The sequence below is a fragment of the Spirosoma pollinicola genome (genome assembly GCF_002831565.1).
GTDB classification, from domain to species: domain Bacteria; phylum Bacteroidota; class Bacteroidia; order Cytophagales; family Spirosomataceae; genus Spirosoma; species Spirosoma pollinicola.
In genome coordinates this window covers 7,660,828-7,675,054 of the sequence record NZ_CP025096.1, presented here as the reverse complement: position 1 = coordinate 7,675,054, position 14,227 = coordinate 7,660,828, and the positions used below count along the sequence as shown (strand labels likewise).

At 45.1% G+C, this 14,227-nt stretch carries 18 protein-coding genes; 5 read left to right on the top strand and 13 right to left on the bottom strand.

All coding sequences use genetic code 11. From position 1 onward, the window contains the following. Positions 1–276: 276 nt before the first annotated feature. The 4 genes from CWM47_RS40085 to CWM47_RS32435 all read right to left on the bottom strand — a co-directional run bounded on the left by CWM47_RS40085 (position 277) and on the right by CWM47_RS32435 (position 2,884). The gene (locus CWM47_RS40085; protein ID WP_317046742.1) at positions 277–378 is read right to left on the bottom strand and encodes an AraC family transcriptional regulator; all 102 of its coding nucleotides are present in this window, start codon (positions 376–378) and stop codon (positions 277–279) included. Then, positions 379–1,197 carry a helix-turn-helix domain-containing protein gene (locus CWM47_RS32445; protein ID WP_317046673.1) on the bottom strand — a complete coding sequence of 273 codons (819 nt, stop codon included), beginning with the start codon at positions 1,195–1,197 and terminating at the stop codon, positions 379–381. A gap of 7 nt (positions 1,198–1,204) precedes the next feature. Beyond that, positions 1,205–1,981, bottom strand: a complete 777-nt coding sequence (locus CWM47_RS32440; RefSeq protein WP_100992694.1) for an SDR family oxidoreductase — start codon at positions 1,979–1,981, stop codon at positions 1,205–1,207. A 318-nt stretch (positions 1,982–2,299) separates the two neighbouring features. Further along, positions 2,300–2,884 carry a hypothetical protein gene (locus tag CWM47_RS32435; protein ID WP_100992693.1) on the bottom strand — a complete coding sequence of 195 codons (585 nt, stop codon included), beginning with the start codon at positions 2,882–2,884 and terminating at the stop codon, positions 2,300–2,302. Between the two features lie 171 nt (positions 2,885–3,055). Between CWM47_RS32435 and CWM47_RS32430 the strand changes: the two genes are divergently transcribed. After that, a complete protein-coding gene (locus CWM47_RS32430; protein WP_100992692.1) occupies positions 3,056–3,346 on the top strand; it encodes a DUF3800 domain-containing protein in 291 nt (96 codons plus the stop codon). On the opposite strand, the gene CWM47_RS32425 is transcribed toward CWM47_RS32430, so the two are convergent. Then, a complete protein-coding gene (locus CWM47_RS32425; protein ID WP_240625991.1) occupies positions 3,339–4,025 on the bottom strand; it encodes a transposase in 687 nt (228 codons plus the stop codon). The two genes, CWM47_RS32430 and CWM47_RS32425, sit on opposite strands and share 8 nt — an antisense overlap. After that, on the bottom strand, positions 4,013–4,477 hold the full coding sequence (locus CWM47_RS32420) for a helix-turn-helix domain-containing protein (RefSeq protein ID WP_100992690.1): 465 nt from the start codon (positions 4,475–4,477) through the stop codon (positions 4,013–4,015). The genes CWM47_RS32425 and CWM47_RS32420 overlap by 13 nt, the downstream gene beginning before the upstream one ends. Positions 4,478–4,683: 206 nt before the next feature. Here CWM47_RS32420 and CWM47_RS32415 point away from each other — a divergent pair, with 206 nt between their 5' ends. Then, positions 4,684–5,448 carry a DUF3800 domain-containing protein gene (locus CWM47_RS32415; protein WP_206170565.1) on the top strand — a complete coding sequence of 255 codons (765 nt, stop codon included), beginning with the start codon at positions 4,684–4,686 and terminating at the stop codon, positions 5,446–5,448. A 158-nt stretch (positions 5,449–5,606) separates the two neighbouring features. Here the strand turns inward: CWM47_RS32415 and CWM47_RS32410 are convergent, their stop codons facing one another. Together CWM47_RS32410 and CWM47_RS32405 are read right to left on the bottom strand one after the other, a co-directional pair. Then, complete coding sequence (locus CWM47_RS32410) at positions 5,607–6,791, bottom strand: MFS transporter (RefSeq protein WP_100992688.1); 1,185 nt, start codon at positions 6,789–6,791, stop codon at positions 5,607–5,609. A gap of 13 nt (positions 6,792–6,804) precedes the next feature. Beyond that, a complete protein-coding gene (locus CWM47_RS32405) occupies positions 6,805–7,965 on the bottom strand; it encodes an FAD-dependent oxidoreductase (RefSeq protein WP_100992687.1) in 1,161 nt (386 codons plus the stop codon). Between the two features lie 94 nt (positions 7,966–8,059). Between CWM47_RS32405 and CWM47_RS32400 the strand changes: the two genes are divergently transcribed. Further along, complete coding sequence (locus CWM47_RS32400; RefSeq protein ID WP_100992686.1) at positions 8,060–9,013, top strand: helix-turn-helix domain-containing protein; 954 nt, start codon at positions 8,060–8,062, stop codon at positions 9,011–9,013. Positions 9,014–9,247: 234 nt separating this feature from the next. Here the strand turns inward: CWM47_RS32400 and CWM47_RS32395 are convergent, their stop codons facing one another. The 5 genes from CWM47_RS32395 to CWM47_RS32375 form a co-directional block, all read right to left on the bottom strand. Then, complete coding sequence (locus tag CWM47_RS32395; RefSeq protein WP_206170564.1) at positions 9,248–9,745, bottom strand: DUF6088 family protein; 498 nt, start codon at positions 9,743–9,745, stop codon at positions 9,248–9,250. A 120-nt stretch (positions 9,746–9,865) separates the two neighbouring features. Beyond that, positions 9,866–10,183: a HigA family addiction module antitoxin gene (locus CWM47_RS32390; RefSeq protein ID WP_317046741.1), complete on the bottom strand. Its 318-nt coding sequence runs from the start codon at positions 10,181–10,183 to the stop codon at positions 9,866–9,868. 27 nt (positions 10,184–10,210) lie between these two features. After that, positions 10,211–10,489, bottom strand: a complete 279-nt coding sequence (locus CWM47_RS32385) for a type II toxin-antitoxin system RelE/ParE family toxin (protein ID WP_100992684.1) — start codon at positions 10,487–10,489, stop codon at positions 10,211–10,213. Positions 10,490–10,528: 39 nt separating this feature from the next. Continuing rightward, a complete protein-coding gene (locus CWM47_RS32380) occupies positions 10,529–11,185 on the bottom strand; it encodes a recombinase family protein (protein WP_100992683.1) in 657 nt (218 codons plus the stop codon). Positions 11,186–11,402: 217 nt separating this feature from the next. Continuing rightward, complete coding sequence (locus CWM47_RS32375) at positions 11,403–12,386, bottom strand: glycoside hydrolase family 43 protein (protein WP_100992682.1); 984 nt, start codon at positions 12,384–12,386, stop codon at positions 11,403–11,405. Between the two features lie 657 nt (positions 12,387–13,043). On the opposite strand from CWM47_RS32375, the gene CWM47_RS32365 reads away from it, so the two are divergent. Both CWM47_RS32365 and phnN read left to right on the top strand, forming a co-directional pair. Continuing rightward, complete coding sequence (locus tag CWM47_RS32365) at positions 13,044–13,544, top strand: DUF6169 family protein (protein WP_100992680.1); 501 nt, start codon at positions 13,044–13,046, stop codon at positions 13,542–13,544. A 22-nt stretch (positions 13,545–13,566) separates the two neighbouring features. Then, positions 13,567–14,121 (top strand): phosphonate metabolism protein/1,5-bisphosphokinase (PRPP-forming) PhnN, encoded by a 555-nt coding sequence (phnN, locus tag CWM47_RS32360; RefSeq protein ID WP_100992679.1) that lies wholly within the window; start codon positions 13,567–13,569, stop codon positions 14,119–14,121. Positions 14,122–14,227: the final 106 nt, after the last annotated feature.

The window sequence follows — 14,227 nt, the reverse complement described above, 5'->3', positions numbered from 1 at the left end:
CCGCCGGTTTCTCAAGAAACCGGTGTGATTGGACAAATCGATAAACACTGCATTTTCTGGTAGTACGGTTTACATGGTATAAAGTAACTGGACCTGCTATCTTTTACTGGACGCGGTCGACGGGACAAAAAACTAGGAAACATTGTCCCGGGGACCGCGTCCTAAGAAAGATAGTACAAGTAGATAATAGCCAAACCATATGTGTGTAATAATCTCTTAATACGCTCATTTCTGAGACGTATCCTTCTTATGTATAGATCTTGGATATAGATAAATTTATTGAAACGCCCGCCTAAATTCAAGCGGGGACTGGTTGGTTTTATTCTTGAACAACTTGCTAAAGGATGGTAAGTGTTCGAAGCCTAACTCGTAAGCAATTTAGCTTACCGTTAGGTCAGTTGTCGAAAGCTTCTGTTTGGCGATGGCGATCAGTTTTTCATGAATGTGTTGTTGCGTGTTTAGACCGGTCAGTGTTTTGAGCAACCCGCTTAAATAGTTGGGGGACATATTGAGTTGTTCGGCAACGAATTGAACCGACGGAGCGCCAGTAAACGGCTGTTCATTTTTATTGAAATAGCCCTCCAGTAAGGTCTCCAGTTGCGAAAGCACACGATGAGAGTTGATCCGTCGAGTCATAAATTGACGATTGTAAAACCGGTCAGCATAGCCAAGAAGCCCTTCTAGTTGGGTAATAATGATTTGGTGAGAGAACTGATCGATATTGTCCTGGATCTCCCGGCTAATATTTTGACTGATTCCATGGATGATTTCCTCTTCTTTTTCCGACAAAAAAAGGGCCTCATGACAAGCATAGCCGAAAAAATCGTGGCCACTTATGCTTTTTGACAAGCTGGTGTGCCAAAGAAAATCGGGATGGATCAGCAGCAGCCAACCCGATGGCTCGGCGGTCGTATCTTCGACCGTTTCTACACGCAGTACTTGCCCGGGAGCCAGAAAGTACATAACCCCTTCATCAAAATCATAAGGCTGCTGACCATACATGAGCTTTGCATTCAAGTCGCGCTTTACCGAAATCGAATAAAAATCAAAGACGGCGCTGGTTGGATTGTTGGCCTGCACCTTCCAGATGAGGGAATAGTCAACCAGACTGATCAGCGGGTGAAGTGGGGAAGGCAAACCGGTCACTCGGTGGAAATCGGTGATCGACTTTACTCGAAGCGGTGTTGTAGTCGCCATTGGGGATTCAGTTTCTAGCTTTTGCTTTTTGGATACTTGCATCAAGCATTTTTAAGGTGAAATTGGGGGCAATCCGGCTCATCGCTTTTAGCACTTTGGCCAAACCGGGCTTGATTTCGCTGGTACCATTCCTAATGCCCTTGATGGCAAGCCTAACTAGTTTATCCGTTTTCATCGTTTGGCTGCTGTCGACCAATCCGATGAAAGGATCTCCCAGGGGTGTGTCGGTGGCGGGTGGCGCCAGTTCAATAACCTTTACATTGGTTTCTTTTAATTGCAGCCGTAACACCTGGGTGTAGGCGTGAACGCCTGCCTTGGCAGCACTATAAATCGGCGATACCGGAAAAGGAATGAACGCCAAACCTGAAGAGACATTCACGATCGCGGCCGCCGGCTTGGTCAGGAGATGGGGAAGGAATTGATGCACCATTCGAATGGTACCGGAAAGATTTATGTCGGTTTCAGTTGTGATATTCTCCAAACTCAGACTCTGGTCGCTCACATCAAGGTTGCGCATAATACCCGCATTGTTAATGATGATATTAAGTTTAGGGAACTGCCTGGTAACTAAGACATATAAGTTTCTTATGTCATCCGGTTTACTTACATCGCTTTGATAAGTATGGATCTGAGGAATCTCTAGTTTAATCTGGCTGAGCCTGTCGGCGTCCCGGCCGGTAATAATGATGTCAGAAGCACCGAGGGCTAACAACTGTTTTTTCATTTCTAAACCAATGCCGCTGGTTCCGCCTGTGATTAGGATCGTACTGTTTTTGATGTCCATTTTTAGTTAACGTTTACCTGGACAAAGGTCGGAAGTCAAGACAGGACAGGTTTATCCAAATCTATGTATGGTTTAGTCAAATATGGGGTAGGAGAGGCGATGAATTCAATCGGTTGCCATGGAACTTCCATTTACTTGCAAACGGGACAAGGATCACGGTTACTTACCCTTTATAACTGCGTGTAATCGTCTCGTGAAAACCCTCCATTTTTGCCACATTGACTAGTCGAAGCGACATATAATGCGCCCCGGCCCGATAACTATCGATGAGTACATGTACCGCAAGGGACGACAAATACACCTCAAGCAGATAAAGGATTAAGTATGGAACAGATGATCCCACAACCTACGCCAGAATGAACGGTTACGGGTAGGGGATGTGTCTGGCTCAGGAAAGATACGGGATGGCTTGTCAACTTGCTCAAAACCCATATACTCGTCTTGTAGCTCGACCTCATATCGGTAAGGTAGGTCCAGCAGTCTAGCCCACTCATTGAGCCGACTAAATACATCCATATAAAACGCAGCCATCGAGGATTCCGGTAAGCCAAAGCGGTGGCCGTACTCTAATAGATTAACCGCCGGACCCGTAAAATTAGTGATGCGGTACAGACGATAACCACTGTCCCCTACCTTGAGGAAGTAGGTAAACCAGTAGAGTATCATCTCTTCGTCATAACCGACCACAATGTAATGTACTTCGGCATCGGTAGCCATTTTTTCCATCACACTGGGATGGGGGTTGCTAGCGGGATTAAGCTGGTTAAGCCGGACTAACACATTCTCAATGACGGTGTCATCCGATGTGTAGACCATGTTTTCATCGAAGGGGTAAGGCTGCCAGCGTACGGACTGCCAAACACGCCGGTATACACTGATTAATTGGTTAAGATCCTTATTCATGGTTGATGTTATCGAGAGCCAAGGACTGTCGCCAGTACGCTACTAAACGTTAGTCAACGTTTTTCTAACTGCCGCTTCAGTCCAACTCGTTAAAAAACTTGGTTGAGTGGGTTTGAAAGGGAATATAAACTGGCTGACTGATTAACTTGCCTGTATTTAGTCCGCTACGCCATGCATGACCATATCGCTTTTCTAGATGAGTGGGGAAACAATGGCCTTGACTTTACTAAGCCAGGCCGCGCCGGCGTACCGGTTTCCACTCACTTTATCGTTACCGCCATCATCTTGCGCAAAGAACAGCTAAGTGAGGCTGAAGCTCAAGTAGAAGCCGTGCGTAAACGCTTCTTCCAAACAGGACCTATCCAATCAGCTAAAGTAGGCAGCGACGATAAGCGCCGTATCTTGATTCTAAAACAACTGCTACCGGTGCCCTTTCAACTAGTACTCTTCCAATTTAATTAATAGATTCTAGTGGCTTATTGGCCGGATTTACCTGCTCATACCACCGTTTGAGTTTATCCTCAGCTGTAGCCACAGTAAAACTCCAATGTACTTTGACCAACCGCTCATTACGTTCAGCCGTCCACAGTTCAACTTGGCGACCTAACTCGTCCAGACTACCAATACGCCGATTCAGACATTGACGAGCCATAGCCGAAAACTCAATCTCCGCTATGTTCAACCAGGAGCCGTGTTTGAGCGTATAGTGAAAGACTAGTTTTCGACTTAAAACACGGGCTTGGGCCAATGGTAGATGTTCATAAAAAGAGCCATACTTATGCGTGTTTAGATTATCCTGAACCAAATCAATGTACTCAACGTGAGAATAGTACGTGGTCACGATGTGATCCATAAACTGAGCATAACCCGCTTTGGTACGTTGCTTTCGCGTCTGGGTGTACCGGACGCCCTTGTCCAGATCGTAAGCCAGCAGCACAACTCCTGTCCCTTGTCGGATATATTCATTGTCTTCTTTGGCTATTTTCCCGGGCTTGACTGGTAACGGAGCAACCACATCATCAAGCAACTGACAAGGGCGTTCATCAAAGCATAATCGCGCTCTGCCCGGTGAGGGTTCTTGGTTGTAAAGGGCCAAAACATTCTCCATTTTGGCCAGATACTCCCCATCTACCTGCCCAATGCACCATTGCTTTTTGAGCCAAGGTTTGAGCTTACTTTTTTTAATACTAAACGCACCGATTCGTCATCAATATGAATCTCAAGCTTAATCAGTTTCTCATTGATCAGGCTCGCCGTCCAGCGCGTTCGCCCATCAGGAGCCTCACTACAAGCGATTTGAGTGATATGTGCTTCAACCTGTTGAGTGACTTTACGGGGCTGGCCAGGACGGGCTTTTTCGCCAATGGCCCCTTGTATTCCCTGGTCTCGGTAGCGTTTTCGCAAATTGTATACCGTCGCTACACTGATGCCTAATAAGGTGCTGATCTGCTCAGGCGACTGGCCCTGATGCGAAAACTGTAAGGTTCTGATTCGGTTCAGTTTACGAACGGACTCTTTACCTTTACTCACTAATTGATCAAGCGTTGTCAGGTCAACCTCGGACAAGACGAACGGTGTAGCGATTGGGCCCATGCTATAAAGCTAATCACCTTTATTCTAATATCTAAATTGGAAGAGCACTAGTTGCCCTCGTTGTCGATAAACGAGAATTGTGCGGGGAGGGTTTTTATTACCAAGGGTCCTTCTACAAGTTTCTGCATGGGCTAGCGGATCGAGAACTCTACCGGAACTTCCCCAATCTGGAATTAGTGGCGGATCGACACGGCGATGAGAGTTTCATGCAAGGCTTTACCCAGTACATTTATAATGGGCACGTACCCACCCTATTTAACCAGGCTAGTTTTCGCTTTGTCAATAGCCAAGCTAGTTTGCTCGTCCAGACGGCTGATTTTGTAGCGGGTACCGTAGCCCGGTGTTATGATGAAACAGTTCTATCATCCGAACGAGCGAGCTTCGTACAATTATTAAAACCTAAATTACTTACTCTAAAATATTGGCCAGACGTATTTGCCCCCGTGGTGGCTCAGGGCGTGCCCGATCAAGCCAATTACAATGCTGGTTTAGCTGAACTGTGTGTGGGCCTAGGCCAAGACTTTTTGCATCGTAAACTGGCTAGTCGTTCCCCTCAAGAAATTGACCAGGTTACCTGCTTAAACTATTTGTTGTTTCACTTCCGCCATGTTGATCCCGCTCGTTACATCTCGAGCCGGGAATTAATAGCGCACATTGAGGAACGGCGCGGCAGTTTGCCCAGCCTGCACTACTTTCAAACGCGAGTGATTGCTCCGCTCCGGGATGCCGGTGTCATCATTGCCAGTAGCACCAAAGGCTACAAAATTCCCTCCTGTGAGGGAGACCTTTATGATTTCATCAATCACAGCAACACGATCATTCAGCCGCTGCTATCTCGGATCAGTAAATGCCGGGATCGAATTCGTTTAGCCACTGGAGGAACGATTGACCTTTTAGAACGGGAGGAGTATGCAAATCTAAAACACTTGTTAGCCGATCCAGCGCTAACTGGATTTGGCGGTAATAGGTAGGGGTTACAAACCAGGAACGACCGTTGCAGGTTTGTAACCGTAATCTTTTCTTTAATAACCTTTGTGTTTCAATGTTTTACAAGCCAGTCGTTAGACGTAGCAATCAAAGCTTGCGCCATTATCATCACAATCATTTGAATTAGCATTGGTGATGTTTTTTATTTAGTTTGAGCTTTGCAGGCATACAGCACAGCGGCTACCAGTACAATTAGCGCTGCGATGGCGTACAGCACACCGGGGCTGTAGATATAGATGGCAGCGGCACAGAGCGGGACAAGCACGTTATTGGCCGACTGCAAGCTTTGGTTGACGCCCTGAAGTTTGCCCTGACTGCTTTGATCGACGGAATGTGATAGCTTTCCATTGTAGGTAGGCTCAAAAAGACCGGCTCCTGAAATAATGAAGCTCAATGTTACAGAAACCGTCATCACGGATGGTTGTATGGCACTAGCTACAACCAACGCCAGGCCGGTTGCCAAACAAATCAATCCGGCTATCCCGATACTTTTTTCACTAAAACGCTTCAGGAGCCAAGGCAATAGCAATATCCGTGTCGCAATATCGCAAACGCCGACAAGCGTTAGTATCGTGCCAATAAATGCAGGTCCCCAGTTATAAACGTCTTTTAGAAAAATAATAAAGTTGAATTGAAAAACACCCAGGCCAGCGTAAAAACAGATACCTGTAATAAGTAGTAAGGTAATCGCTCGAAGGCCAAATATATCCTTCATGTGGGAGAAAGCGTTAAAGCTTTGTAGCGTTAGCTGCCGGGTCCGTTTTTCGGGTGCCAACGATTCCGGTAGCAGGAAATATACCCCCAGACCTGACAATAATATCAATCCCGCAGTGACGTAGAAAGGGAGCGAAATAGCGACGCTGCCTAACAGACCCCCTAAAGCAGGCCCGCCCAGTTTTCCGATGCTCATGGCTGAGCCAAGATAACCGAACCATTTCACCCGCTCATTGGGTTCAGTGGTGTCGGATATATAAGCAAACAGGGTACTGATATTACCAGCAGTAAGGCCGTCAATGATGCGGCCAAGAAAAAGTATCCAGAGCGCTCCACCAATCCCAAACAATACATAGCCGACAACAGAACCCAGCAGGCTGACCAGGAGGATAATTTTGCGCCCGTAATGATCGCTCAATGCGCCCAATGCGGGAGCGGCAAAGAAGGTACAGCCAGCAAATACTGACATGAGCGCACTCATGCCCACAACTACTTGTGAATCAAGAAGGTATTTGCCGACTATAAACGGTAAAAGCGGCAGCACGATTGACATACCGATGGAGTTCAGCGCGACGATGCCTATGACGATCCACAGTTGTTTTTTCGATTTCATTTTGCTGGATAAATTATTTTGCGCCAAAAACAGCCAGCATTTTTTCGAGCGCACCGGCTGAATGCATCCGCTCGCCATTTTCAAGCGACTGTTTTGCCGCCAGTGCAGCTCTTTTGCGCATACGTACTTCGTAATCAGCAATGGCTTCGGGCAATGTGTTGTATTGATCAGACGTTAAACAGTCGCTCAATTCCAAAGCGTCAAACATAGATGTGTTCGCGCCTTCTCCTGCAAAAGGAGGCATTACGTGCGCGGCATCACCAAGCAATGTTACGTTAGGCAGGGTTTCCCAGGTTTGATCTAAAGGCATGCAATAGATCGGGCGCGGAATAACAGGCATTGCGGCATTCTCGAACAGTTCATACCAGATACTGTTCCATCCGCTGTATTCTTTCTTAAACCAGCCCAGCACTTGCGATCTATCGGAAAAATCTAAACCACTGTTTGTTGCCCAACTAGCATCGGGTTTAAAGCTTGCGTAAAACCCCAGACCGCCAATGCCTTTCTGACCACCCAATATGTTTTTTCCATTTCCGAAAGCCATAATCTTTCCGCCATTCAGCAGGGCATATATATGAGGTGTTGCTTTTGCGGCATCGTCAACATTGACTTCGACCATGGTAAATCCAGAGTAAAAAGCTTTGATGTTGGTGACGTATGGACGGATTTTAGAATTAGCTCCATCCGCGGCAATTACCAGATCGGCGTAAGCCGATGAGCCGTTTTTAAAGTGTAACATCCAGCCTTCATTTTGGCCTTCCATTGATATAAAATGACTGTCCCACACAACGGTTTCTGGTTGTAAAGACGCCAAAAAGATTTTCCTCAATGCACCGCGATCTATTTCAGGACGAGCAGATTCATTGCCCAGACCTCCACTGAGTTTGGTTTCATGGTCACTGAAAATGATTTCTGCCTGTTCATTTACGATGACCTTTTTATCGGCACCTTGACGGACATTGTTTTTAAACTCGTCTATCAAATTTGCCTGGCGCAAAGCCGCCCATCCAGATTCTTCGTGCATATCGAGGGGTGAACCCTGCACACGAGAATCTTTATTAAGATCCCTTTCATACACGGTTACGTTTGCCTCCTTGATCTGTAAAAGCTTGGCTAAGGTTAACCCTCCCGGACCAGCCCCAATGATGGCTACTTGCTTCTTGTTCACTACCATGATTTTGCTCAGTTTGATTTCAATGCAAAATTAACGGGTCTTTTAAAGGTAAAATAGCTATATTTGACCAAAAAACAGTCGTAAAAGACTTTATATGGATAGCGACAAACAAGCAACCGTTCCGAAGGTCCTAATCAATCTTGCTTATCTATTAGGGACAGAAGTCAATAACCAACGGATAGAAATCCCCGAAAGATTCGGTAGGGGTTATTGTGCCGGATTTGTGTTTAATGAACATATCCGCCTGCTGATCCTAAATTATGAACTCAGGGAAAAATGGGAGGTTGACAACCCGGATGTCAATGCTACGGCGAGAATGATCCTTTTTAAGTTTCAGAACGTGATCCCTAAACCCAACACCGTATCAAGGGGCAAGGAAATACCTTCCGTTTTAATTGCGACCAGCCGTATGAATACCGACGCCGTTATTCCGATTCATACCAATACGGAGACGATTAATATTGAGGTGGATGCCAGTTACCTGAAGGGACTCGTTGACTTGTCTGAAAAATCGCCGGTGTTGCAAAGCCTGTTAGCCAATACGCAGCCCTTGTTATTTGAAGAAATAATCTTTCCGTCTTTACAAACCATTGTCGATGAAATGGTGAACGAGTCGGTTGGTGAACCGTTTGAACTGTTTTTTATGCGGATAAAGGCAGAAGAATTGATTTGCCGCTTGTTAATGGCATTGGAAAAGCGGGCTGAAAAACAGCTTTATGCGTTAAATACTCATGATCTACAAACTATTTACCGAGTAAAAGAGCAACTGCTTAACCGGCTGGATACACCACCGGTGATTACTGAATTAGCCAGTAGTGCTCACATGAGTCCAACCAAACTGAAACGTTTATTCAAGCAAATTTTCGGCAACAGTATATTCAGTTATTATCAATCATTCAGGATGAAAGAAGCGGCCCGTTTGTTGACAACGGAGAAGCGGTCTATTTCAGAGGTAGGTTATCAACTTGGATTTACTAACCTGAGTCATTTCTCAAGAGTGTTCGAGGAGCATATGGGCCTCAAACCGAAGAAATATTCGGCCATGTAACTGCTTAATAAAGTATTTGTTACGAATACTTTAAGGTAGTAGTAGGCTGTAGTTGTTGCATAATCTGCTCTTATCGTAAGAAGCCTTGAGCTAGCCAGATACAATGTAAATGACCACAATGGCGACCGTGTTTTGTACGAAACGGCAAAATTTCCGTTTTACAAATCTACTACCAGCGTCATACGTTTATAAATCGCTATCCGATGCGTTAACAGAACTCTTATGCCGAAGATTTTATAATTCTATATTCTTTATACTACTAGAACGAGCGGAATAAATTAGTTTAACCAATTCATCGCCAGTTTCTTCACTTTCCCAGCTTCCAAATAAACTGCTAAAAAGTCTTTCTCTTTCTTTTTCGGGTGTAATATATTCATAGTGAATATAACCTCCATTGTAGCCGATCTTACGGCTAAATCTAACCTTTACACCAAGTAAGCGGCCAGTTGGAACTTGGGTTGATCGACCCGCATTGTAAGCGATCTCTGCATTAGAAGGAATAACCTGTACACCTAATCGGCTTAATGCTTCTTTGGCTACTGTTGTTAATGGGGCTGCTAGTACGGTTTCCCCTGTCAGAGATGATATTTTAGTTTTGCAATAAAGGCCGTAACCTAGCCTAACTATCTTTCCTTTGAAGATTAGGAGTTTCAATGCCCTGCCCACCTGGTCATACCCGCCCAGATCCAAGAAATCTTCCCGCAGTAGGATCATAGACTTCTTGCGAATCACTCGGGCAAGGATCTTACTTTCTAACGTTCTATTTCTTTGCACTGGTTATCATCCGGTTAAGTTCTGGTCTAGCATAACCACACCCTGTTCAAGCCAGACTGTAAAGCTTACACGATTGGGTTATGCTGGTTGTAAGCCATGTTTAGCTACCGGCCAAAAATGTTCAATGTTAGAACGATTCACTTTTTTCTCAGCATGCCAGAGTTCAAAATCACGCTGCAACTTTAGCCAAAAGTCAGGGTTACTACCAAAGGCTTCTGAAAGCCTGATAGCCATTTCTGAGCTAATTCCTTGATGCTCATTTAATATATTTGACAGCGTTTTCGGGGTCGTGCCTAACCCTTTAGCAACCTGACGGATAGTCAAAGCATCGCCCGTTTCCTCTTTTATTCCTTCCAGAATGTCTTTTATCATCGAGCCTGGATGTGGTGGCCTCATTCCTCTTTTCATGGTTGTTTCTCCTTTTTAATGATAATCTACATAGTCAACGTCATAGGCATCACCTTCTTCAAAACGGAAAATGATGCGGTAATTACCGTTTACCTTCACTGACCAGAACCCTTTCAATGTACCGGAGAGTTGATGCAATGCCCAGCCCACCACATTCATATCATCAATGGTTTTAGCTTCATCTAGTCGGTACAGGATACGTCGGATCTTCTCAACATGATGCGGTTGTAACTTGGAAGCATCATCCTGTTCAAAGAATAACCGTAATCCTTTATGCTTGAAACTCTGAATCATAACAACGAACGTAACACATAACGTTATGTGTTACTAGATTTATTTTATTTTTTTCAGCAGCCGGAACACTGCTTTCCCTTCAAACTGCTTATTACGCCTAGTTTGATAATGGGTCTGGTTCAGCTTATCGGCAATCTCAGCATAGGTCATTCCTTTACTTCGGTAAAGCGTAGCCAGCTCGGTAGCTTGGACATTGGCCTTATGAGTGGCCGCGTTATCAACCCGTATAGCTTCTCCCTTCTGAATAGCCTTTAAGGTCAGGTTTTCAGGCTTACCTAACTTGAAACCTTGTGCCTTCTTTTGCGCTAGGGCTGCACGGGTGCGTTCGGAAGTACGTTCGGCTTCATACTGAGCAAACGTAACCATCATGCCTACGGTAAGAGTATTGGCATCGGGCAGATCACAAGCTATGAAATCAACGCCTGAATCCCGTAGTGTCATCACAAAGGCCACGTTCCGGCTTAACCGGTCGAGCTTTGCAATCAGTAGCTTTGCCCCTAGTCGCTGACAGGCTCGAATATCTTCCTGGAGCTTTGGCCGATCCCCCTTCCTTCCGGACTCTACTTCCGTAAATTCCTGAAGCAGTTTATCATCATCCCGGAGATACCGATTCACGATAGACCGCTGATCCCCCAGGCCAAGCCCGGAGCGGCCCTGTGATTTAGTGGATACTCGGTAGTAACAGATGTAGTGCATACTATAACCTATATCACGTAGAAAACAGATGTTCCACGGCCTGAATTATCAAATATAGGGTCTTATGGCATTTTACGAACGGACGTTCTGAAAAAGAGACAATTGTTGATGCAACACGATTGCGCCATTTCTAAAACCCTAATGCTAGGTAGCAAGTAAAATGGGTTTGAGAGGCTTCAGCTAACTTATAGAGCTTCCATCTCTTGAACAACACGCGTTATTTTTTGGCCATTAACGGTACAATTACCTGATCTCCTTTTACACTAAATTGATAAACATTGACTTTTTTATCCCATTGTTTGACGACCGGTACAATACGTGTCCGGCGGGGGCTTACTTTGTCGGATGAGTTGTGAATGTGGTATACGTAATACAATTGCTTGTCGGTTCCTTCAAACAAGTCACCATGGCCTGATCCGTTTTCGCCAACGATCGATCGATGAATGATCGGATTATTTTTATATTTTACCCAAGGCCCGTAGGGCGAATCGGCCACGGCATAGCCAATCGCATAATCGATGTTCTGAAAATGGTTGGCCGAATAAAACAGGTAATATTTATTATTCAATTTAATCACGGTAGGGCCTTCCATGATAGGTGCTGATTGATAATTAGGCGTTGCCTCCCAAGGCTCTGTCTGGTCAAAACATCGTTTCAAGGTTTGGGGGTTTATGGTTCCGGTTTTCAGGTCAAATTCGGCTACATACAAATAATTGCCTTTGTTAAAGCGTACACAATAGAGGTAGTATTTACCATTGGTATCCTTGAAAATATAGGAATCTATATTTTTTTCAGAGCCATCAATAGGCCCAACTTCTTTTTGTTGGTAGGGCCCCAATAACGATGTTGACTTAGCTAATACGGTTTGTTCATCGGCGGTATAGGTAAGGTAATAGGCACCCTTATCGTTGAAAATTTGGGGTGCCCAGAAGCCCTTGGTGCCGAACGTATGGTCGCCTTTAGTGAGGATCATACCCAGCGAATCGTTTGCTTGCGCTGGCACTACCCATGTTTTGAGGTCCTTTGACTCTAGCAAGGCAAATCCCTGCGGCCCTTCGCTCCCCCCTCTTGAGCCGGTTAGGTAATACTTTCCTGCCTCCGTATAGATAGTTACATCAGCAAAAAATATTTCCTGTTTTGCCTGTGCTGAAGCCTGCAGAGCAGCCAGTAAAAGAATCGAATAAATAAAAAATGATTTCATTTTTGGTGATTATAGTATACTAACTGCAATTTGGGTCGTTTTAAGGAAAACTGACTATTCAATTTCTCGCACCAGCGGATCGGTACAAAACCCAAATGAGTCCATAAAGTGTGAGAAAATTGATCTTCATGCCAATTCACCAACTAACCAAACCCGGTTTGAGTTATTGACGCAAATTGATGTTGGCCAGTTGTATTTGACCAATAAACGTATCCTAATCGTGGGTCGGCTCAAAACTACTTCAATTAAGCTCCATACCATTAGCAGGGTGATTGCTCATAAGCAAGGGATTGAAGTCGGAAAGCTTACGGGTAAAAGTCCATTACTGTTGCTAAAGCGTGACGCTGATGTTGCTGCCATTATCTGTCGGCGCTTGCTTAAGGAAGCTTGATTTATAGTCAACTTGTCCTCGTTAATAAGTGCCACCCATCGAGGAGTTACTAAGCGTCTACATAACAGGTCAACTAAATACGCAAAATTTGCGTTTCTTTGCTGGGTCGTTACGATACTGAAAAGTAATTACAAAGAATCTGAAGTGCCCATAGACTACATAAACAGGGGGAATTGCTATGGCAACCAAAACAAAACGTCTGGTGGATCTGGCTCAGAAGCTGATGCAAGACAAAAAGCAGTTAGAGGCCTATTATCAAAGTGGCGATGAGTCTAGAAAACCCGTCGGCATTAAGTTCGTCAAACCCTTCTCCTTACCCGCTAAGCGAGACTGAAACAGGCTTTGCTTTTACAACCGAACGAGGGGCTGTTTACCATTTAGACTTTACATCCGATTCCGATTATCTGCCTGACACCCCTTTTGCGGATTCGGTTTATTCATTCTCCATCCTACCAGTAGCCGGATCTGGCTCCTTTGACCGAAAAGATCCTCGTATTGAGCCTACCGTCATTCAGGCATTACAGGTATTCTTTGCCTCCTTTCCAAAAGCGGTGTTGCTATACGTGTGTAGTACCGAAAATGATCAGGAGCGGGTCAGAAGCCGCTTGTTTGGACAATGGTTCTCCCGCCATCAAAAAGGCTTTGAAAAGTTTGATTTCCATTATCCTAGCCAACACTTATATATGTCGGCTATCGTTCGGCGAGATTTCCCCGAGAGTTGGCGCGTGGAGTTAGCGATTTTACAGGCCGTCGAACAACATAAATAACTTACCTATACAGGACCTTTCTATGAGTCAAACCACGTTGTTTTGTCTGATTGGCCCCTCTGGAGCGGGCAAAGATGCGTTGCTGGCGTATGCTCGTGAGCACTTGACAGGTTCAGAAAACATTGTATTTAGTCATCGATATATCACTCGACCCAGCCAAGAGGAAGGAGAGAATCATATTGCTTTGACGCAAGCTGAGTTTGACCAACGACAGCAATTGGGTTTGTTCGCCCTAAGTTGGCAAAGTCATCAGTTTGCTTATGGGATTGGGGTTGAAATTGACGCCTGGCTACAGGCAGGCGCTCACGTCGTGATCAACGGATCACGGGAGTACTTACCCCAAGCCAGTCAGCGGTATCCGCAAATGCGGGTCATCTTACTAGAAGTAAATTCAGATGCTATACGCCAACGCTTAGTGGAACGAGGTCGGGAAACGGCCCAAGAAATTGACGCGCGTATCGCCCATAATCAGCAACTTCCACCCGTTGAGCATCCCCACCTGTATGTGCTCAATAATGACTCCTCTCTAGCTGAAGCAGGCGTTAAACTGATGGCTTTACTCAAAGGGGGAGATTGATTAATAGGGATCCCGTAGCTTATGTAATCTGGTAGCCAAAATCGTCCAAGTAAACGGTATAAAGGTTCAAAACGCTGAACGACTAAACTGAACGGGATTATTGAAC